22 protein-coding genes are annotated in these 18,680 nt (G+C 69.5%); 9 read left to right on the forward strand and 13 right to left on the reverse strand.

From position 1 onward, the window contains the following. The first annotated feature begins 87 nt into the window (after window positions 1-87). Together MCHLDSM_RS10305 and hypB are read left to right on the forward strand one after the other, a co-directional pair. On the forward strand, window positions 88-453 hold the full coding sequence (locus MCHLDSM_RS10305) for a hydrogenase maturation nickel metallochaperone HypA (protein ID WP_048469962.1): 366 nt from the start codon (window positions 88-90) through the stop codon (window positions 451-453). After that, window positions 446-1,216 (forward strand): hydrogenase nickel incorporation protein HypB, encoded by a 771-nt coding sequence (gene hypB, locus MCHLDSM_RS10310; protein ID WP_048469963.1) that lies wholly within the window; start codon window positions 446-448, stop codon window positions 1,214-1,216. The genes MCHLDSM_RS10305 and hypB overlap by 8 nt, the downstream gene beginning before the upstream one ends. Window positions 1,217-1,219: 3 nt before the next feature. Here the strand turns inward: hypB and aldR are convergent, their stop codons facing one another. Then, window positions 1,220-1,732: an HTH-type transcriptional regulator AldR gene (gene aldR / locus MCHLDSM_RS10315; RefSeq protein WP_048469964.1), complete on the reverse strand. Its 513-nt coding sequence runs from the start codon at window positions 1,730-1,732 to the stop codon at window positions 1,220-1,222. A gap of 95 nt (window positions 1,733-1,827) precedes the next feature. On the opposite strand from aldR, the gene ald reads away from it, so the two are divergent. After that, on the forward strand, window positions 1,828-2,943 hold the full coding sequence (ald, locus tag MCHLDSM_RS10320; protein ID WP_048469965.1) for an alanine dehydrogenase: 1,116 nt from the start codon (window positions 1,828-1,830) through the stop codon (window positions 2,941-2,943). Between the two features lie 3 nt (window positions 2,944-2,946). Here ald and MCHLDSM_RS10325 read toward each other — a convergent pair whose 3' ends face one another. Then, the gene (locus MCHLDSM_RS10325) at window positions 2,947-3,348 is read right to left on the reverse strand and encodes a YchJ family protein (RefSeq protein WP_048469966.1); all 402 of its coding nucleotides are present in this window, start codon (window positions 3,346-3,348) and stop codon (window positions 2,947-2,949) included. A 46-nt stretch (window positions 3,349-3,394) separates the two neighbouring features. Here MCHLDSM_RS10325 and MCHLDSM_RS10330 point away from each other — a divergent pair, with 46 nt between their 5' ends. After that, window positions 3,395-3,952 carry a DUF4334 domain-containing protein gene (locus MCHLDSM_RS10330; RefSeq protein WP_048469967.1) on the forward strand — a complete coding sequence of 186 codons (558 nt, stop codon included), beginning with the start codon at window positions 3,395-3,397 and terminating at the stop codon, window positions 3,950-3,952. Here MCHLDSM_RS10330 and bla read toward each other — a convergent pair. The 6 genes from bla to MCHLDSM_RS10360 all read right to left on the reverse strand — a co-directional run bounded on the left by bla (window position 3,935) and on the right by MCHLDSM_RS10360 (window position 10,953). After that, a complete protein-coding gene (gene bla / locus MCHLDSM_RS10335) occupies window positions 3,935-4,843 on the reverse strand; it encodes a class A beta-lactamase (RefSeq protein WP_048469968.1) in 909 nt (302 codons plus the stop codon). The two genes, MCHLDSM_RS10330 and bla, sit on opposite strands and share 18 nt — an antisense overlap. Then, window positions 4,840-6,195 (reverse strand): M16 family metallopeptidase, encoded by a 1,356-nt coding sequence (locus tag MCHLDSM_RS10340; RefSeq protein ID WP_048469969.1) that lies wholly within the window; start codon window positions 6,193-6,195, stop codon window positions 4,840-4,842. The genes bla and MCHLDSM_RS10340 overlap by 4 nt, the downstream gene beginning before the upstream one ends. After that, complete coding sequence (locus tag MCHLDSM_RS10345; protein ID WP_048469970.1) at window positions 6,173-8,440, reverse strand: polyribonucleotide nucleotidyltransferase; 2,268 nt, start codon at window positions 8,438-8,440, stop codon at window positions 6,173-6,175. The genes MCHLDSM_RS10340 and MCHLDSM_RS10345 overlap by 23 nt, the downstream gene beginning before the upstream one ends. 280 nt (window positions 8,441-8,720) lie before the next feature. Then, window positions 8,721-9,536 carry a class I SAM-dependent methyltransferase gene (locus tag MCHLDSM_RS34980; protein ID WP_053082953.1) on the reverse strand — a complete coding sequence of 272 codons (816 nt, stop codon included), beginning with the start codon at window positions 9,534-9,536 and terminating at the stop codon, window positions 8,721-8,723. A 37-nt stretch (window positions 9,537-9,573) separates the two neighbouring features. Next, window positions 9,574-9,843: a 30S ribosomal protein S15 gene (rpsO, locus tag MCHLDSM_RS10355; RefSeq protein WP_048416763.1), complete on the reverse strand. Its 270-nt coding sequence runs from the start codon at window positions 9,841-9,843 to the stop codon at window positions 9,574-9,576. Between the two features lie 135 nt (window positions 9,844-9,978). Further along, complete coding sequence (locus MCHLDSM_RS10360) at window positions 9,979-10,953, reverse strand: bifunctional riboflavin kinase/FAD synthetase (RefSeq protein WP_048416764.1); 975 nt, start codon at window positions 10,951-10,953, stop codon at window positions 9,979-9,981. A gap of 93 nt (window positions 10,954-11,046) precedes the next feature. Here MCHLDSM_RS10360 and mntR point away from each other — a divergent pair, with 93 nt between their 5' ends. Next, on the forward strand, window positions 11,047-11,748 hold the full coding sequence (mntR, locus tag MCHLDSM_RS10365) for a manganese-binding transcriptional regulator MntR (protein WP_048469971.1): 702 nt from the start codon (window positions 11,047-11,049) through the stop codon (window positions 11,746-11,748). 12 nt (window positions 11,749-11,760) lie between these two features. Then, the gene (locus MCHLDSM_RS10370) at window positions 11,761-12,192 is read left to right on the forward strand and encodes a type II toxin-antitoxin system Rv0910 family toxin (protein WP_048469972.1); all 432 of its coding nucleotides are present in this window, start codon (window positions 11,761-11,763) and stop codon (window positions 12,190-12,192) included. Window position 12,193: 1 nt separating this feature from the next. Here MCHLDSM_RS10370 and truB read toward each other — a convergent pair whose 3' ends face one another. The 3 genes from truB to MCHLDSM_RS10385 are packed head-to-tail and all read right to left on the reverse strand — an operon-like array spanning window position 12,194 to window position 14,693. Further along, window positions 12,194-13,075: a tRNA pseudouridine(55) synthase TruB gene (gene truB, locus MCHLDSM_RS10375; protein ID WP_048469973.1), complete on the reverse strand. Its 882-nt coding sequence runs from the start codon at window positions 13,073-13,075 to the stop codon at window positions 12,194-12,196. After that, on the reverse strand, window positions 13,072-13,749 hold the full coding sequence (gene pptT, locus MCHLDSM_RS10380) for a 4'-phosphopantetheinyl transferase PptT (RefSeq protein ID WP_048416768.1): 678 nt from the start codon (window positions 13,747-13,749) through the stop codon (window positions 13,072-13,074). Before pptT ends, truB begins: the two co-directional genes overlap by 4 nt. Next, on the reverse strand, window positions 13,746-14,693 hold the full coding sequence (locus tag MCHLDSM_RS10385; RefSeq protein WP_048469974.1) for an ACP phosphodiesterase PptH: 948 nt from the start codon (window positions 14,691-14,693) through the stop codon (window positions 13,746-13,748). The genes pptT and MCHLDSM_RS10385 overlap by 4 nt, the downstream gene beginning before the upstream one ends. Before the next feature lie 140 nt (window positions 14,694-14,833). Between MCHLDSM_RS10385 and MCHLDSM_RS10390 the strand changes: the two genes are divergently transcribed. Together MCHLDSM_RS10390 and MCHLDSM_RS10395 are read left to right on the forward strand one after the other, a co-directional pair. After that, window positions 14,834-15,406 (forward strand): DUF3558 domain-containing protein, encoded by a 573-nt coding sequence (locus MCHLDSM_RS10390; protein WP_048469975.1) that lies wholly within the window; start codon window positions 14,834-14,836, stop codon window positions 15,404-15,406. A gap of 38 nt (window positions 15,407-15,444) precedes the next feature. Next, the gene (locus MCHLDSM_RS10395; RefSeq protein WP_048470279.1) at window positions 15,445-17,052 is read left to right on the forward strand and encodes a CocE/NonD family hydrolase; all 1,608 of its coding nucleotides are present in this window, start codon (window positions 15,445-15,447) and stop codon (window positions 17,050-17,052) included. Here the strand turns inward: MCHLDSM_RS10395 and MCHLDSM_RS10400 are convergent. Then, on the reverse strand, window positions 17,041-17,589 hold the full coding sequence (locus MCHLDSM_RS10400; protein ID WP_234713955.1) for a DUF1802 family protein: 549 nt from the start codon (window positions 17,587-17,589) through the stop codon (window positions 17,041-17,043). The genes MCHLDSM_RS10395 and MCHLDSM_RS10400 overlap by 12 nt on opposite strands. Before the next feature lie 8 nt (window positions 17,590-17,597). Beyond that, on the reverse strand, window positions 17,598-17,864 hold the full coding sequence (locus MCHLDSM_RS10405; protein ID WP_048416785.1) for a DUF2277 domain-containing protein: 267 nt from the start codon (window positions 17,862-17,864) through the stop codon (window positions 17,598-17,600). Window positions 17,865-17,909: 45 nt separating this feature from the next. On the opposite strand from MCHLDSM_RS10405, the gene MCHLDSM_RS10410 reads away from it, so the two are divergent. After that, entirely contained in the window at window positions 17,910-18,671 is a 762-nt protein-coding gene (locus MCHLDSM_RS10410) for an enoyl-CoA hydratase (protein WP_048469977.1), read from the forward strand. Window positions 18,672-18,680: the final 9 nt, after the last annotated feature.

The raw sequence follows: 18,680 nt of genomic DNA on the forward strand, positions 1-18,680 counted from the left end.
CTATCTCCGCGCACCGAACCCAACTATCGAAATCTCGCACAGACTTCTGCGCATTTCCGACGCCCCGTCGGGATTACGCTGGCGCCCGTGCACGAACTGTCGTTGTGTCACGCCATCGCCGGCGTGGTGCGTACCCACGCCGACGGCCGCCCGGTCGAGGTGGTGCGGGTGCGCGTCGGAGCGCTGCGGCAGGTGGTCGCCGAATCGCTGCTGTTCTGCTGGACGATCGCGGCCGAACACGAGGGTCTGGGTGACGCCGTCCTGGAGTTGGAGCAGGTGCCCGCCGCGGTGAGCTGCCGAGCGTGCGGCCGGGAATCGGAGATCACGTCGCGATGGTCGGTGCGCTGCCCGGCCTGCGAGAGCGGCGACGTCACCGTGGTGCGCGGCGAGGAGTTCCTGGTGACCTCGATCGACATCCGGTCCCACGAAGCGACCGAGGCCCACCGTGGGTAGGTTCCACCGCCACGACGACGGCACCGTGCACGACCACGACCACGACCACGACCACGACGGTGCCCACGGGCACGGCGACCACAGCGGCTACCAGACCGCCACCCAGCGCGTCGACGTCCTCGAGGCGATCTTCTCCGAGAACGACGTGCGGGCGGCCGACAACCGGGAAGCTTTCGCCCGCAACGGGATCAGATCGCTGAACATGATGAGCTCCCCCGGCTCGGGCAAGACCGCCGTGCTGGCCGCCACGCTCGACGAGCTCGCCGGCGACGTGGCCGTCGGCATCATCGAGGGCGACATCGCCACCGACCTGGACGCCGCCCGGCTGTCCGGGCGCGGCGCACAGATCTCACTTCTCAACACCGACAACGGTTTCGGCGGGGAGTGCCACCTCGACGCGCCGATGGTGAGCCGCGCACTGGCCGGTTTGGACCTGCCCGGGCTGGACCTGGTGATCATCGAGAACGTCGGGAACCTGGTGTGCCCAGCCGAATTCGACGTGGGTGAGCACGCCAAGGTGATGGTCTATTCGCTGACCGAGGGCGAGGACAAGCCGCTGAAGTACCCGGTGATGTTCCGCGCCGTGGATGTGGTGCTGCTCAACAAGATCGACCTCGGCCCCTACCTCGATGCCGACGTCGCGACCTACACCGAGCGCATCCGGCAGGTGAACCCGGGCGCCGTCATCCTGCCGGTCAGCGCCAAGACCGGCGAGGGCATGGACGCATGGTTCGCCTGGCTGCGCACCTTCGTCGCGGGGTGAGGCTCACAGCGGGGATGCGCCGCGCAAATGCTCGAAGATCAGCGACGTCTGCGTGCCGGCGACGTCGGCGTCGGCGTTGAGGTTCTCCACGACGAACGACCGCAGGTCGTCGGTGTCGCGCGCGGCGACGTGCAACAGGAAGTCGTCGGCCCCGGCGAGGAAGTACACGTCCATCACCTGCGGCTTGCGCCGGATCTGGCCGATGAAGTTGCGGATCTTGCCGCGTGCGTTGGCCTGCAGGCTGACCGAGATCATCGCCTGCAGGGTGAGCCCGATCGCCGAGGGATCGATGTCGGCGTAGAACCCGCGGATCACGCCCAGCTCCTGCAGCCGGCGCACCCGGCCGTGGCAGGTCGACGCGGCGATACCCACCAGGTCGGCCAGCGCGCTGTTGGGTATCCGCGCGTCGTCGTGCAGGGCGGTCAGGATGCGCCGGTCGACGTCGTCGATGACGGCTCGAACATCCTTCGGAGCCGGGTTTCGCTGAACGGATCGCTCCGATGATTCCTCTGCCATGGCGGGATTCTAACGAATTATCCTCATTAATATTGTGTCTCTACCGATAGTTCTTCACAATCGACGTAACCCTTTCGACGATTCGAGGAGCAACAATGCGTGTCGGTGTGCCGACCGAGATCAAGAACAACGAGTACCGGGTCGCGATCACGCCCGCGGGTGTGGCCGAGTTGGTGCACCGCGGCCACGAGGTGCTGATCCAGGCCGGCGCCGGCGACGGTTCGGCGATCACCGACACCGACTTCAAGGGCGCCGGCGCGCAGATCGTCGACACCGCCGACGAGGTGTGGGCCGAGGCCGAGCTGCTGCTCAAGGTCAAGGAGCCGATCGAGCCGGAGTACGCCAAGATGCGCTCGGGCCAGACGCTGTTCACCTACCTGCACCTCGCCGCCTCCAAGCCGTGCACCGATGCGCTGCTCGCCTCCGGCACCACCTCCATCGCCTACGAGACCGTCCAGACCGCTGACGGCGCGCTGCCTCTGCTCGCCCCGATGAGCGAGGTCGCCGGCCGGCTCTCGGCGCAGGTCGGCGCCTACCACCTGATGCGCACGCAGGGCGGTCGCGGCGTTCTGATGGGCGGCGTCCCCGGTGTGGCTCCCGCCAAGGTCGTGGTGATCGGTGGCGGCATGGCCGGCGACAACGCCGCCGCCGTCGCGTGGGGCATGGGCGCGCACGTCACCGTGTTCGACCTGAACATCAACATCCTGCGGAAGATCGACGCGGAGTACGGCGGGGCCATCGAGACCCGGTACTCCTCGCGGCTCGACCTGGAGACCGCGGTCAAGGAGGCCGACCTGGTGATCGGCGCCGTGCTGATCCCCGGCGCGAAGGCACCCAAGCTGGTCACCAATTCGACTGTCGCGGCGATGAAGTCGGGCGCGGTGCTGGTCGACATCGCGATCGATCAGGGCGGCTGCTTCGAGGATTCGCGCCCGACCACGCACGACGATCCCACGTTCCCCGTGCACGACACGGTGTTCTACTGCGTGGCCAACATGCCCGGCGCCGTGCCGCGCACCTCCACCTACGCACTCACCAACGCCACCATGCCCTACGTTCTCAAGCTCGCCGACAAGGGCTGGCAGGAGGCGTGCCGCGGCGACGGCGCCCTGGCCAAGGGACTGTCGACGCACGAGGGCGCGCTGCTGTCCGAGCAGGTGGCCACCGATCTGGGCCTGCCCTACACCGATCCGGCCGGCCTCATCGGCTGACGGTCACTCGAACACCTCCCCGTCGACGTAGAACCAGCGACGGGCTCTCACAGCGAACCGGGACCGCTCATGCAGCGTCCCGGTTCGTTGGTCTTCTGCTCCTCGCGCAAGCGCTCGTCGGCGGCCTTCCCGGTACGACGCCCTGAACTCCACCTCATCGCCGGCGGCCTCGATGATCTCGAGGCCGGTCCACACCACCGCGGGATCGATCGTCACCGGCTCCGGGCGGGTCCGCGGATGCCAGGTACGCCACAGGTAGTCGGCGTCGCCGAGCGCGAAGGCGGTATAGCGCGAGCGCATCAGTTCCTCGGCCGTGCCCGCCTGCCGCTCCCCCCGCACCAGAGGCAGGCAGCACTGCGCCGCGGTCGCGGCACTGCCGCACGGGCAGGGTTCGTCGGGCTGCATGCCCGCAGTCTGCCTCATTTGACGGGTGTCAAGTAGACTTGCGGCCATGTCCGTGCTGACCGATGTCCTGCCGACCGCCCCGACCACCACGGCCGACGCGCTGGCGCTGTTCGACTCGCTGCCCGCCGTCGCGACCGAGTTCATGCTCGGCACCTGGCACGGCGCCGAGCTGCCCACCGGCCACCCCCTCGACGGCATGCTCGAGGCGAGCGGCTGGTGGGGCAAGCAGTACACCGACAGTGAGACCGTGCATCCGCTGCTGTTCCCGACCCGCGACGGCGCCGGACTCTGGCCGCTCAACCCGCTGCCGGCGTTCGCCGGCCTCGGCATCGCGACGAAGATCCCGGCGCTCAAGCACCGCGACCTCTCCGGCGTCACCACCGCCCTGCGGCCGGTGCTGGCGGCGCGGGGGCCCAAGGCGCGGCTGCGCACGACGCGCTACCGCGGCGTGGACACCGCGACGATGATCTACGACCAGTTGCCCATCAACGACGTCTTCCGCCGCCTCGACGACGAATCGGTCCTGGGCGCGATGGATCTGCGCGGCATCAGGGCGCCGTACTTCTTCGTGCTGCACCGCGATTCGTCACTGCGGCTGGTGTAGCTCGGCGACCACCACCGAGGCGATCTCGCCGATCAGCTCGCGCATGTTCGGCGCCTCCGGATCATCGCCCACCGCGCGGGTCATGATCGACAGCAGCCACCGCTGCCCCTGCGGGCCGTAGGCGATGCCGACGTCGTTGGTGGTGCCGTATCCCCCGCTGCCGGTCTTGTCGGCGGTGCTCCATCCGGCGGGAAGGCCGGCGCGCATGCTGGACGTCGCGTTGGCCCGCATCCACGTGTCGAGCTGCTGCCGGTGCGCCCCATCGAGTGCGTCGCCGGCGAGCACGGTCCGGAAGCCGGTGCCCAGCGCCCGCGGCGTGCTGGTGTCGCGCGGATCGCCGGGCACCGCCGAGTTCAGCGCGGTCTCCCACCGGTCCAGGCGCGACCGGTCATCGCCCACGCTGCGGGCGAACTCGGTGATCGCCGGCGGCCCACCCAGCGTGCGCAGCAACAGATTCCCGGCGGCGTTGTCGCTCTGCTGCAGTGCCGCCTGGCACAGTTCGGCCAGCGTCATCGTGGTGCCCACCCGCGGTTCGGTCACCGGCGAGTGCGGCTGGATGTCGGCGCGCTCCACCGGCACCGCGTCGGTCAGGCTCAGCCGTCCCTGCTGCGCGCGCTGCAGGATCGCCGCCGACGCGTACGCCTTGAACGTCGAGCACAGGGCGTAAGTGTCGCCGTCGCCGACGGCGATCTCCCGGCCGGAATCGAGATCGACTGCGTAGAGCCCGATCTCGGCGTTGTGCCGGCGACGCAGCGCGTCGATGCGATCCGTGACCGGAGGCAACGGTTCGGCAGGGTCCGACGACGACGTCGGGGGCTGCGGGGTTCCCGCACACCCCGCGAGCGCCGCCAGCGAGAGCCCCCCGAGCAGCAGAGTGCGCCGCGAGATCATCCGGCGATGGTCTGCAGGGGCCGCGGCAGTGACCGCCTGTTGCGCACAGGGCCGAGGACCGCGGCTCCGAACGGACGGGTGAGCAGTTGGCGCGCAACGGCATTGACGTCGTCGAGGGTGACCTCGTCGATGCGGGCCAGCGTCTCGGCGATGGTGCGGTGCTGTCCGTAGTTCAGCTCACTGCGGCCCAGCCGATTCATCCGGGACGCGGAGTCCTCCAGGCCCAGTACCAGACCGCCGCGCAGGGAGCCCTTGGCGATCCGGCATTCCTCGTCGGTGATGCCGTCGCGCGCCACCTCGGCCAGCACGTCGGTGGTCACGCGGACCACCTCGTCGAAACGCTCCGGCAGGCACCCCGCATAGATCGACAGCGCACCGCTGTCGGCGAAGGTGTCCACCGTCGAGTACACCGAGTACGCCAGCCCGCGCGTCTCCCGGATCTGTTGGAACAGACGCGAACTCAGCCCGCCGCCGAGAGCGGTGTTGAGCACCGACAGCGCCCAGCGCTCCTCCCAGTGCCGACCCGGGGTCCGCACCCCCAGCGAGAGGTGGGTCTGCTCGGCGTCCCGTTTCACCAGCTGCAGCGTCGGACGTCCCGGCACCCGGCCGGCGCCCTTGCGCGGTGGCACCGGCGAGCGGCCGCGCACCAGGCGGGGGCCGAAGTGCTCGCGCACCAGTGCGACGACCTCGCGATGGTCGATGTTTCCCGCCACCGCCACCACCATCCGGTCGGGGGTGTAGCGACGCAGGTGGAACGAGTGCAGCTGGGTGCGCGTCATCGCCGAGATGGAGTCGACGCTGCCGATCACCGGCCGGCCCACCGGATGGTCGCCGAACATCGCCGAGAGGAACACGTCGCCCAGAGTGTCCTCGGGGTCGTCGTCGCGCATCGCGATCTCCTCGAGCACGACGTCGCGCTCGATCTCGACGTCGTCGGCGAAGCACTGGCCCCGCAGCACCACGTCGGCCACCAGATCCACGGCGAGCGCCAGATCCGAGTCCAGCACGTGTGCGTAGTAGCACGTGTGCTCCCGTGAGGTGAACGCGTTCAGCTCACCGCCGACGGCGTCGACCGCCTGGGCGATCTGCACCGCCGTGCGGGTCGGCGTCGCCTTGAACAGCAGGTGCTCGAGGAAGTGCGCGGCGCCGGCCACGCTGCGGCCCTCGTCGCGGGACCCGACGTTGACCCACACCCCGACCGACGCCGAGTGCACGTGCGGGATGTGCTCGGTGACCACGCGCAGGCCACCGGGCAGATCCGTACGGCGGATCGCCGTGGACTTGTCGACCGTCCCGCCGCCACCGCGCACCCGGCGCAGCGCCGCCGCGTCAGCTGCTGGCGGTCGCGGCATCAGCGGGTGCGGGTGCCTCTGTACCGGCTGCTTCGGTGGTCTTGTCCTCGCTGTCCTCAGCGACCAGGACCAGCGAGATCTTGCCGCGGTTGTCGATGTCGGCGATCTCCACGCGGAGCTTGTCGCCGACCTTCACCACGTCCTCGACCTTGTTGATCCGCTTGCCGCGGCCCAGCTTGCTGATGTGCACCAGACCGTCACGACCCGGCAGCAGCGACACGAAGGCGCCGAAATCCGTGGTCTTGACCACGGTTCCGAGGAACCGCTCGCCGATCTTGGGCAGCTGCGGGTTGGCGATCGCGTTGATCTTGTCGATCGCCGCCTGAGCCGCCTCGCCGTTGGACGCACCGACGAACACCGTGCCGTCGTCCTCGATCGAGATCGAGGCACCGGTCTCCTCGGTGATCGAGTTGATCATCTTGCCCTTGGGCCCGATGACCTCGCCGATCTTGTCGATCGGAACCTTGATCGTGGTGATCCGCGGCGCGTACGGGCTCATCTCATCGGGCTCGTCGATGGCCTCGGCCATCACCTCGAGGATGGTGATCCGGGCGTCCTTGGCCTGGGCCAGCGCACCCGCCAGGACCTGCGACGGGATGCCGTCGAGCTTGGTGTCGAGCTGCAGTGCGGTGACGAAGTCCTTGGTGCCCGCGCACTTGAAGTCCATGTCGCCGAACGCGTCCTCGGCGCCGAGGATGTCGGTCAGCGTCACGAAGCGGCGCTCGGTCTTGCCGTCCACCTCGACGTCGTCGGACACCAGGCCCATCGCGATGCCCGCGACCGGAGCCTTCAGCGGCACACCGGCGTTGAGCAGCGACAGCGTCGACGCGCACACCGAGCCCATCGACGTGGAGCCGTTGGAGCCCAGCGCCTCCGACACCTGGCGGATCGCGTAGGGGAACTCCTCCACGCTGGGCAGCACCGGCACCAGCGCACGCTCGGCGAGCGCGCCGTGGCCGATCTCGCGACGCTTGGGCGAACCGACGCGACCGGTCTCACCGGTCGAGTACGGCGGGAAGTTGTAGTGGTGCATGTAGCGCTTGGAGGTCTCCGGCCCGAGCGAGTCGATCTGCTGGGCCATCTTGACCATGTCGAGGGTGGTGACACCCATGATCTGGGTCTCGCCACGCTCGAACAGCGCGCTGCCGTGCGCCCGCGGGATCACGGCCACTTCGGCGGACAGCGCCCGGATGTCGGTGACGCCGCGGCCGTCGATGCGGAAGTGATCGGTCAGGATGCGTTGCCGCACAAGCTTCTTGGTCAGCGACCGGAACGCGGCGCCGATCTCCTTCTCCCGGCCGGCGTACTGCTCGGCGAGCCGGCCCAGCACCTCGACCTTGATCTCGTCGGTGCGGTCGTTGCGCTCGTTCTTGCCGGCGATCGTCAGCGCCTCGCTCAGCGCGTCGGTGGCCACCGACGCCACGGAGTAGTAGACGTCCTCGCCGTACTCGGGGAACACTGGGTAGTCGGCGGTCTCCTTGCCGGCCGCACCGGCCAGCTCGGCCTGCGCGTCGCACAGCACCGCGATGAACGGCTTGGCGGCCTCCAGGCCCTCGGCGACCACGGTCTCGGTCGGTGCACCCGCACCGCCGGCGACCAACTCGATGACGTTCTCGGTGGCCTCGGCCTCGACCATCATGATCGCGACGTCGTTCTCGACTTTGCGGCCCGCCACGACCATGTCGAAGACGGCCTTCTCGAGCTGCTCGACGGTCGGGAACGCCACCCACTGGCCCTCGATCAGCGCGACGCGCACGCCGCCGACGGGACCCGAGAACGGCAGCCCGGAGATCTGCGTCGACGCCGAGGCGGCGTTGATCGCGAGCACGTCGTACAGGTCCTTGGGATCCAGGCTGAGCACGGTCACGACGACCTGGATCTCGTTGCGCAGGCCGCTGACGAACGACGGCCGCAGCGGCCGGTCGATCAGCCGGCAGGTCAGGATCGCGTCGGTGGACGGGCGGCCCTCACGGCGGAAGAACGAGCCGGGGATCCGGCCCGCGGCGTACATCCGCTCCTCGACGTCGATGGTCAACGGGAAGAAGTCGAAGTGTTCCTTCGGCGCCTTGCTGGCGGTGGTGGCGCTCAGCAGCATGGTCTCGTCGTCGAGGTAGGCGACGACGGCGCCGGCGGCCTGCTGGGCCAGCCGGCCGGTCTCGAAGCGGATGGTGCGGGTGCCGAAGCTCCCGTTGTCGATCACGGCGGTGGATTCGAACACGCCGTCTTCAATTTCAACTACAGACATAGACGTCCGTACGGCCTCTCTGGGTCAATCAGCTGTTTCGCGTCGTCACAGCGTGCAAACCCCGGGCCTGATGCGGCGACGGCCATCAGTCGAAGCTGCCGGCATTCGTTCCGGCAGCCACTACCGAAGACCGCGCGATCAAGCGGGTCGGCGATATGACGCGCGGGAACGGCTCTCGCGGGTCTGCGATGACCGCACCCAATGGTGTCCGGCGGACCACACGGCAGCCGAACCAGGCCATCGTACTCTGCGGCCGCTCCCCGACGGAAAACGCCCGCGCTCAGCGTCGCCGGCCCCAGCCCCCCACGATCGTCGGCGTGGTCCAGACGGCGCCGGCGGCGCTGACCGCCTCGCCGAGGCGTTGTTCGAGGGTGTCGAGGCCCATCTCACGTTCGGTGACGACGCCGGAGGCCACGATGGCATCGCGTAGGGCGGCGACCACCCCGACGACGTAGCCCGCCGCCTGCCGGTCCCTCGGCGGCCAGTACATCTGCAACCCCAGGGTGCCGACGTCGTCGAAGCCGGCCTCGTCGAAGAGCACGGGGAACCGCATCCCGACGCTCGGATCCGCCTGCGCGTGCCGAAATCCGGCCTCCAGCCATGCGCCGACGCGGGTGAACAGCTCCACCTCCGGACGGGCCCGCACTCCGCTCATGTCGTAGTCGACGGCGACGAAGACGCCGCCGGGTCGCAGATTGCGCCGATGATGGGCCAGCACGTCGACCGCATCCGGCAGGTGCATCAGGAGCAGCCGGCAGACCACCGCGTCGAACGGCTCGTCGGCGACGAAGGTTCTGGCGTCACCCTGACCGAACGCGACGTTCGACAGCCCCAGGGCGTCGCGGCGCCGCTCGGCGACCTCGAGCTGGGCGGGATCGCGCTCGAGACCGACGACATGGCCGTCGGGCCCGACGATGTCGGCAACCAGGAACGACACGTCACCGGGACCACTGCCGAGGTCGAGCACACGCATGCCCGGTGCGAGACCGCCGCGCCGCAACAGCACCGCGGTCGGTTCGGCGATGATCGCCGCCTGCGCCTGCAGCCGCGCGATCTCGTCGTCGTCGCTCCCCAGGGCGTAGTCGGGTGTCGTCATGCTGCGACGGTAGCCCCGGGCCGGGGAGCCCGGAATGTCAGCGGCGCAGGCCGAGGCGCTCGATCAGCGAGCGGTAGCGCGCGACGTCGACCTGGGCGACGTACTTGAGCAGCCGGCGGCGACGGCCGACGAGCAGCAGCAGACCACGACGCGAGTGGTGGTCGTGCTTGTGCACCTTGAGGTGCTCGGTGAGATCGGAGATCCGCTTGGTGAGCAGCGCGACCTGAGCCTCCGGGGAGCCGGTGTCGGTGTCGTGCAGGCCGTACTGGCCCAGGATTTCCTTCTTCTGTTCGGCAGTGAGCGCCACGAAACAACTCCATCGATTCGGTCCGCGAGGGTGATTAGAGGGGAACCTCGAAAAGGCGCGGCCACCGCGAACTGCAGCACACGCCCGGTCGAGGAGGGAGTTTAGCAGCGGCGACCGGCAGGACCGAATCGCGAGCTAGCGAGCCGAGAGGATGGTGCGGGCCCGTTCGGTGTCGGCGCTCATCGCCGTCACCAGCTCGTCCACCGACCCGAACTTCTCCTGGCCCCGCAGCCGGGCGACGAAGTCGACGGCGACGTGCTGGCCGTACAGGTCGGCGGTGGTGTCCAGGACGAACGCCTCCACGGTCCGGGTGCGACCGGAGAACGTCGGGTTGGTCCCGACGGACACCGCCGCCTGGTAGCGCTCGCCCGGCGTGACGGTGCCGACCACCGGACCGTGTCCGAGCACGGTGAACCAGGCGGCGTAGACGCCGTCGGCGGGGATGGCCGAGTACATCGGCGGGGCGACGTTGGCGGTCGGGAAGCCGAGCACCCGGCCCCGGCCGTCACCGCGGACCACGACGCCTTCCACCCGGTGCGGGCGGCCGAGCGCCTCGGCGGCGGCCACCATGTCACCGGCGTCCACGCACGACCGGATGTAGGTCGACGAGAACGTCACGGTCTCGTCGCGGTGATGTTCGGCGACCAGGTTCACCGAGTCGACAGCGAACCCGAAGCGCTCCCCGGCCTTGCGCAGCAACTCGACGTTGCCCGCCGCCTTCTTGCCGAACGTGAAGTTCTCGCCGACCACCACCTCGACCACGTGCAGGCGCTCGACCAGCAGTTCGTGGATGTAGCGCTCGGGCGTGAGCTTCATGAAGTCGGCGGTGAACGGCACGACCAGGAAGACGTCGACGCCCATCTCCTCGACCAGCTCGGCACGCCGCGTCAGTGTCGTGAGCTGCGCGGGATGGCTGCCCGGGAAGACGACCTCCATCGGATGGGGATCGAAGGTCATCAGCACCGTCGGCACGCCACGGGACCGGCCGGCCTTCACGGCACGGCCGATCAACTCCTGGTGTCCGCGGTGCACCCCGTCGAACACACCGATGGTGACGACGCATCGGCCCCAGTCGGTGGGGATGTCGTCCTGACCCCGCCAGCGCTGCACGCCGTCAGCCTACGGCGTGCGGGCAACCCTGGCCTACAGCAGCGGCGAAGCGACATCCACGGATCAGGTGATGTTTGCCTAAACTCTTCTGCTGTGAGTCCTGACCAGAAGCCCGCCGAACTGACGACGGTGGCCCAGGACTACCTCAAGGTCATCTGGACCGCCCAGGAGTGGTCCCACGAGAAGGTCAGCACCAAGCTGCTCGCCGAACGGATCGGCGTCTCGGCCAGCACCGCGTCGGAATCCATCCGCAAGCTCGCCGATCAGGGGCTGGTCGACCACGAGAAGTACGGCGCGGTGACCTTGACCGAGGCCGGCCGCCGGGCCGCGCTGGCGATGGTGCGCCGCCACCGGCTGATGGAGACGTTCCTGGTGCGCGAGCTCGGCTACGGCTGGGACGAGGTGCACGACGAGGCGGAGGTGCTCGAGCATGCGGTGTCCGACCGGATGCTCGACCGCATCGACGCCAAGCTCGGCTATCCGACCCGCGATCCGCACGGCGATCCGATCCCGGCCGCCGACGGCCGGGTGCCGACTCCCCCGGCGCGTCAGCTCTCGGCATGCCAGAACGGGGAGGCCGGCACCGTCGCGCGGATCTCCGACGCCGACCCGGAGATGCTGCGGTACTTCGACACCGTCGGCATCAGCCTGGACTCGCACGTGCGCGTCGTGGCCCGCCGCGACTTCGCCGGCATGATCTCCGTCGCCGTGCAGAGTCCGGGCACCGACGCAGCCGCGGAGATCACCGTAGACCTGGGAAGCCCTGCCGCAGAAGCGATTTGGGTCGTTGCATAGGAGCACGCACTGATGGCGAAGTTGGAACTGTCCCGATCCCTGCCGATGTCGGCCGGGGACGCCTGGCAGCACGTGGCCGACCTGTCCTCACTCGGGGACTGGATGACGATGCATCAGGGCTGGCGTTCGGAACTGCCCGACGAGCTCACGGTCGGCACGACGATCGTCGGGGTGGCCGGCGCCAAGGGCATGCGCAACCGCGTCACGTGGACGATCCGGGAGTTCGATCCGCCGAGCGCGCTGGCGATCACCGGGGAGGGCGTCGGCGGCACCCGGTACAAACTCGCGATGTCCGTGGCCGACACCGCGCAGGGGTGCACGTTCACGGTGCGGATGGATCTGGGCGGCGCCCCGCTGTTCGGCCCGATCGGCGCGGCGGCCGTGCGCGCGGTGAAGGGCGACATCGACAAGTCGATCAAGCAGTTCGAGACGCTCTACGCCTGAGTCACAGCGTCGCCGGCCGGATCACGACCACCGAACGGGTGCGCGATCCGGCGTCCTCGAGCAGCGCCATCACGCGGCCGTCCGGCGCGACCGCGGCATACAGGCCGTCGATGTGCGCCGGCGCCAGCGGCCTGCCGTGGCCGGCGTCCACCGCCTCGTCCTCGGTCAGGTCGCGGCGCGGAAACGCCTGCAGGCACGCCTCGTCGAGCGTGTAGGACAGCGTCGGCGCCTCCGCGAGTTGCTCGAGCGTGCGCGCCTGATCGAGACCGAAGCGGCCGACCCGGATGCGCCGCAACGCGATCAGGTGCCCGCCCACGCCCAGCGCGGCACCGACGTCGCGGGCCAGCGCGCGGATGTAGGTCCCGCTCGAGCAGTCCACCGCCACGTCGACATCGGTGACGTCGCCGTCGCGACGCACAGCCGATACGTCGAACCGGTCGATCCGGACCGGACGGGCGGCCAGTTCGACGTCGTGGCCCTCCCGCACCAATGCGTACGCGCGCTTCCCGTCGACCTTGATCGCGCTGACCGACGACGGAATCTGTGCGATGTCCCCGCGCAACGCCGCGACCGCGTCCTCGATCTCGCCGTCGGTCACCTGTGACGCCGAAACAGACTGCAGCAGTTCACCTTCGGCGTCCTCGGTGGAGGTGGTCTGGCCCAGCCGGATGGTGGCGGTGTACCCCTTGTCGGCCGCGGTGAGCAGCCCGAGGATCTTGGTGGCGCGCTCGATGCCGACCACCAGCACACCGGTGGCCATCGGATCCAGAGTTCCGGCGTGCCCGACCTTGCGGGTGCCGAAGAGCCGTCGGCACCGGCCCACGACGTCGTGACTGGTCAGGCCCGACGGCTTGTCGACGACGACCAGACCCGGGGCACTCACAACACGATCCCGGTCAACGCGATCCCGTTGCGGACGGCCCACCTCCCGGTCAGCGACGTCAGCGGGGGCCCCGACAGGGCCTCCGGGTCGATCAGGATCGTCGAGGTGAACGTGCCCGCCTGCCCGGAAGAGTCGGCATCAAAGGTGATGTGGGCGTCCTCGAAGCCCAGCCACCGCCGCGTCAGCGGGAACCACGCCTTGTACGTCGCCTCCTTGGCGCAGAACAGGACCCGGTCCCAGTGCACGCCGTCACCCAGCGCCTGCAGTTCACCGCGCTCGGCGGGCAGGCTGATGGCGTCGAGCACCCCCTGCGGAAGGACGTCGTGCGGTTCGGCGTCGATGCCCACCGAGCGGACCTCGCCGCGGCGCCCGACGACGGCTCCGCGGAAACCCTCGCAGTGGGTGAGGCTGCCGACGAAACCGTCGGGCCAGCACGGCTCGCCCTTCTCCCCCTTGAGGATCGGCACCGGGTCCGCTCCCAGCTCCACGAGCGCCTGGCGCGCGCAGTACCGCACGGTGACGAACTCGTTGCGCCGCTTGGGCACCGACTTCGCGATCAGTGGCTCCTCTTCGGGCAGCGGCGCCAATTCGCGCGGGTCCGAATACAATTCGGCCGCGGCCAGCGCATCGAGCTCGCCGGGCAGCACCCCGGCGAGCAGCGTCGCCGCGATCACGTCCGATCCCTGATCCGCTGCTGCATCTTCTCGGCGTGGTCGCGCATCTCCTGGGTGATCTGGAAATGCCCGCCGAACTCGTTGAGGTAGCCCGGGCTGTACTGCGGATCGGGCAGGATCTGGCGCAGCCACCGGTAGGGCCGCCGGCGGCGCCACTCCCGCGGGTAGCCGACCGACACCTCTTCGAAGCGCACCCCGTCATACCAGGTGGTGCGCGGGATGTGCAGATGCCCGTACACCGAGCAGAGGGCGTTGTAGCGGGTGTGCCAGTCGGCGGTGGCGGTGGTGCCGCACCACATGGCGAACTCGGGATAGAACAGCGCGTCGCAGGGTTCACGCACCATCGGGAAGTGATTGACCTGGATGGTCGGCATCATCCAGTCGAGGTCTTCGAGCCGCTTGCGGGTGTAGGCCACCCGGTCCCGGCACCAGGCGTCGCGGGTGGCGTACGGCTCGGCGGACAGCAGGTACTCGTCGGTGCCGACGATGTTGCGGTCCTTGGCGATCGCCAGGCCCTCGGCCTTCGTTCCCGCGCCCTGGGGCAGGAACGAGTAGTCGTAGAGCAGGAACATCGGCACGATGGTCGCCGGCCCGCCCTCCTCGGTCCACACCGGGAACGGATGCTCGGGCGTGACGATGCCCATCTCGTCGCACATGTTGACCAGGTAGTCGTAGCGCGCCTTGCCGAAGATCTGCATCGGGTCGCGGTTGGTGGTCCACAACTCGTGGTTGCCCGGCACCCAGATCACCTTCGCGAAGCGCTTCCGCAGCACGTCGAGCGCCCAGCGGATCTCGTCGGTGCGCTCGGCGACGTCGCCGGCCACGATCAGCCAGTCGTCGGGAGAGGCGGGGTGCAGCGACTCGGTAACCGGTTTGTTGCCGGTGTGCCCGGTGTGAAGATCACTGACCGCCCACAGGGTGGGGCGTCGGTCCTCGGAACTCACAACCGGTCAGCCTACTGGTGGCGCCGACGGCGAGGCTGTCCGGCAACTAGAACAGGTTCTAAGTTCTCGCCGTGCGGCGCGTCACCGCCCGTTACACTCCGGGCAGGGACGCGACGGACGAACCGGGACAAAGGGGTGCGATGTTCGCCAAGGTGCGACTGCTCTCGGCACTGTGTGCGCTGGTCGCGGCGGTGATCGTGGTGTGGCAGGCCCAGCCGGACGTGCGCCTGGGCACCGGCGCCGTCGAGCTCCGGTCGACCGACGCGCCGATGACCACGATCAAGTCCCCCGTGCTCGATCTCACCGATCCGGACCCCTTCGATCCGTGCCGCGACATCCCGCTGGACGTGGTGCAGCGCATCGGCCTGGCGTTCACGCCGCCGGACCCGGAGGACAGCCTCCGGTGCCACTACGACGCCGGTAACTACCAGATGGCGGTCGAGGCGTTCGTGTGGCGCACCTACGAGCAGACGCTGCCGCCCGACGCCGTGGAGCTCGACATCGACGGCCATCGCGCGGCGCAGTACTGGATCATGAAGCCGACGGACTGGAACAACCGCTGGTGGATCACCTGCATGATCGCGTTCAAGACCAGCTACGGCCTCATCCAGCAGTCGCTGTTCTATTCGCCGATCTACTCCGAGCCCGACCCGGACTGCATGCAGACCAACCTGCAGCGCGCCCATGAGCTCGCCCCGTTCTACAAGTACTGAGCGCTAACCTCGCAGGCGTGACCGTCCAGCATTTCCTGATGCAGCGGCTCTCGGGCCTCCTGCACACTCCCCCGCCCACCACCGAGGTCGACGTCCATCGCGGCCTGCGCGTGCCGATGCGCGACGGGGTCGACCTGATCGCCGACCACTACGCGCCCCGCACCGGCACCCCGGCGGGCACGCTGCTGGTCCGCGGACCCTACGGCCGCCGCTTTCCGTTCGCGGCGGTGTTCGGCGAGGTCTATGCCGCCCGCGGCTATCACGTGGTGCTGCAGAGCGTGCGCGGCACCTTCGGCTCGGGCGGAGACTTCGACCCGATGGTCAACGAGATCGACGACGGCGCCGACACCGTGGCGTGGCTGCGCGAGCAGCCCTGGTTCACCGGCTCGTTCGGCACCGTGGGGCTGTCCTACCTGGGATTCACCCAATGGGCGCTGCTCACCGATCCCCCGCCGGAGCTCAAGGCCGCGGTGATCACCGTCGGCCCGCACGATGTCCGGGGGCCGCGCTGGGGCCGAGGGTCGTTCGGGCTCAACGACTTCCTCGGGTGGAGCGACCTGGTCGCCAATCAGGAGGACCCGCGCCGGTTCCGGGTGCTGCTGCGCCAGCTGCGGGCGCAGCGCATGGTGACCGAGGCGTCGCACGGTCTGCCGCTGGGCGAGGCCAGCCGCGCGCTGCTCGGCGACGGGGCACCGTGGTTCGAATCGTGGCTCGACCACCCGCACGGCGACGATCCGTTCTGGGAGCGCATGCATCTGCGTGACGCGCTCGAGCGCACCGAGATCCCGGTGCTGCTGCTCAGCGGCTGGCAGGACCTGTTCCTCGAGCAGACCCTCGAGCAGTACGAGCGGCTGCGCTCGCGCGGCGTGGACGTCGCGATGACCATCGGGCCCTGGACGCACTCGCACATGATGACCAAGGCCGCACCCACGGCCATCCGCGAATCCCTGGACTGGCTCGGCTCCCACCTCGGCGGTACGCCCTCGGTGCGGACGGCGCCGGTGCGCATCCACCTCGAGGGTGACGGCTGGCTCGATCTGCCGAGCTGGCCGCCGGCGATGCCAGAACGGGTGCTCCATCTCAACCCGGGCGGGCGGCTCGCCGACACCGCGGACGACGACGGAACCGCCACGTTCGTCTACAACCCCGGCGATCCGACACCCACCATCGGCGGCCGGCTTCTCTCCCCTGTCGGCGGCTACCGTGACGACACCGCGCTGGCCCGGCGCGCCGACGTGCTGACGTTCACCGGTGATCCGCTGGCAGCCGACCTGTATGTCGTCGGGACGCCGACGGTGGAACTGGCCCATACCTGCGCCAACCCGCACAACGACCTGTTCGTGCGGATCAGCCAGGTCGATGCGCACGGCGCTTCCCGCAACGTGAGCGACGGCTACCTCGCGGCGGCCCCCGATTCGGGAAAGGTGCGCGTGGAGCTGGACGCCGTCGCCCACACGTTCCCCGCCGGCTCCCGCATCCGGGTGCTCGTCGCGGGCGGGTCGCATCCGCGGTTCGTGCGCAATCTCGGCACCGGTGAACCCCTCACCAGCGCAAAAACATTCGCGACGCAGCGGCACACGATCACGCTCGGCGAGGAGTCGCGGCTGATCCTGCCCGCAGGGCCGCAGCCGCCGTCAGCCGACTGAGCCGCGCACCTGGGCGGCGAGGTCGGCCAGCGCCGCATCGTCGTGCACCGGTGTCCCCCACGCCGGTGAGACCGGCAGGTCCACCCAACTCGTGCAGCCCCGGTACTCCGGGGTGCGCGTGAGCCGGACCGGATCGAGGAGCGGGGCAGCCGAGACGACGAGCACGGTCAGCCGGTGGCGCGGGCGGAAGTCCAGCCGGTCTTCGCGCACCGATTCGGCAGTCCAGATATGGTGGTGCTCAATCGATTCCAGATTCTCCGGTCGGGTCACCTCGACGGCATCGACGACCTGCGCACCGGCACGCACGACGATCTCGGCATCGGTGCTGTCCGCGGCGGCGGGCTCGATGAGGCTGCGATGCTCGGGCCGGACCCGCTCGAGGTGGCTGTGCGCCACCGTCGGGAACAGCAGGAAGCGCGAGGCCGCCACCTCGAAGCGTTTCTCGCGGATGCCGCCTTTGCGCAGCAGCACGGTCTGCCTGCCGTCGAGCAACGCGTGCACCACCGCGCTCCACTCCTTGAGCGCCGGCGTGGTCAGCGTCGCGGTCACGTCCGGCTCAGCCGCGCCCGCACCTCGGGGCGACGCAGCGGCGGAACGGTTTTCGGCGGCTGCCTGCGCGGCTGCAGATCGGTGAGCAACCGCTGCGTGGTGGCGGTCACCTCGGCGACAGCGGTCTCGAACGCGTCGACGTTGGCCCCGGACGGACGGGTGATGCCGCTGACCTTGCGCACGTACTGGCGGGCCGCGGCCTCGATCTCCTCGTCGGTGGCTGCCGGCTCCAGACCGCGCAACTCGGTGATGTTTCGGCACATGACCTCCACGATAGGCGTGCTCCGGCGGGCCGATACGGTGAGCGGATGACCAACGCCCCGGACGTTCTGCTGATCGACACCCGCGACCGCGTCCGGACGCTGACGCTGAACCGACCCGCCGCGCGCAACGCGCTCTCCGCGGAATTGCGCCGCCGGTTCTACACCGCGCTGCGTGACGCGGAGGCCGACGACGCGGTCGACGTCGTGATCGTCACGGGCGCCGACCCCGTGTTCTGCGCCGGTCTGGACCTCAAGGAGCTCGGCGACACCACCGAGCTGCCGGACATCTCGCCGAAGTGGCCGCCGATGTCCAAGCCGGTGATCGGCGCCATCAACGGCGCGGCGGTGACGGGGGGCCTCGAGATCGCGCTGTACTGCGACATCCTGATCGCCTCGGAGAACGCCCGCTTCGCCGACACCCACGCCCGGGTGGGGCTGCTGCCGACGTGGGGTCTGTCGGTGCGGCTCCCCCAGAAGGTCGGGGTCGGCATGGCGCGGCGGATGAGCATGACCGGGGATTACCTGTCGGCCGACGAGGCGCTGCGCACCGGCCTGGTGACCCAGGTGGTGCCGCACGATCAGCTGCTCGACACCGCCCGCCAGATCGCCACGTCGATCGTCGGCAACAACCAGAAGGCGGTGCGGGCGCTGATGAGGTCGTATCACCTGATCGACGATGCGCAGAACAGTGCCGGGCTGTGGCAGGAGGCGGCCTCGGCGCGGGAGTGGATGAAGGCCACGTCCGGCGAGGACATCGCGGCCAGCCGCGCCGGGGTCATCGAACGCGGCCGCACCCAGGTGCGTTGACTTCTTGAC

Source organism: Mycolicibacterium chlorophenolicum (genome assembly GCF_001044235.1).
Classification (GTDB): Bacteria; Actinomycetota; Actinomycetes; order Mycobacteriales; family Mycobacteriaceae; genus Mycobacterium; species Mycobacterium chlorophenolicum.

Bases quoted from the DNA above. Each gene is read 5' to 3' on its own strand.
- aldR (WP_048469964.1), bottom strand. From the start codon at position 1,732: ATGGCAGAGGAATCATCGGAGCGATCCGTTCAGCGAAACCCGGCTCCG.
- ald (WP_048469965.1), top strand. From the start codon at position 1,828: ATGCGTGTCGGTGTGCCGACCGAGATCAAGAACAACGAGTACCGGGTC.
- MCHLDSM_RS10325 (WP_048469966.1), bottom strand. From the start codon at position 3,348: ATGCAGCCCGACGAACCCTGCCCGTGCGGCAGTGCCGCGACCGCGGCG.
- MCHLDSM_RS10330 (WP_048469967.1), top strand. From the start codon at position 3,395: ATGTCCGTGCTGACCGATGTCCTGCCGACCGCCCCGACCACCACGGCC.
- bla (WP_048469968.1), bottom strand. From the start codon at position 4,843: ATGATCTCGCGGCGCACTCTGCTGCTCGGGGGGCTCTCGCTGGCGGCG.
- MCHLDSM_RS10340 (WP_048469969.1), bottom strand. From the start codon at position 6,195: ATGCCGCGACCGCCAGCAGCTGACGCGGCGGCGCTGCGCCGGGTGCGC.
- MCHLDSM_RS10345 (WP_048469970.1), bottom strand. From the start codon at position 8,440: ATGTCTGTAGTTGAAATTGAAGACGGCGTGTTCGAATCCACCGCCGTG.
- MCHLDSM_RS34980 (WP_053082953.1), bottom strand. From the start codon at position 9,536: ATGACGACACCCGACTACGCCCTGGGGAGCGACGACGACGAGATCGCG.
- MCHLDSM_RS10370 (WP_048469972.1), top strand. From the start codon at position 11,761: ATGGCGAAGTTGGAACTGTCCCGATCCCTGCCGATGTCGGCCGGGGAC.
- MCHLDSM_RS10390 (WP_048469975.1), top strand. From the start codon at position 14,834: ATGTTCGCCAAGGTGCGACTGCTCTCGGCACTGTGTGCGCTGGTCGCG.
- MCHLDSM_RS10395 (WP_048470279.1), top strand. From the start codon at position 15,445: ATGCAGCGGCTCTCGGGCCTCCTGCACACTCCCCCGCCCACCACCGAG.
- MCHLDSM_RS10405 (WP_048416785.1), bottom strand. From the start codon at position 17,864: ATGTGCCGAAACATCACCGAGTTGCGCGGTCTGGAGCCGGCAGCCACC.
- MCHLDSM_RS10410 (WP_048469977.1), top strand. From the start codon at position 17,910: ATGACCAACGCCCCGGACGTTCTGCTGATCGACACCCGCGACCGCGTC.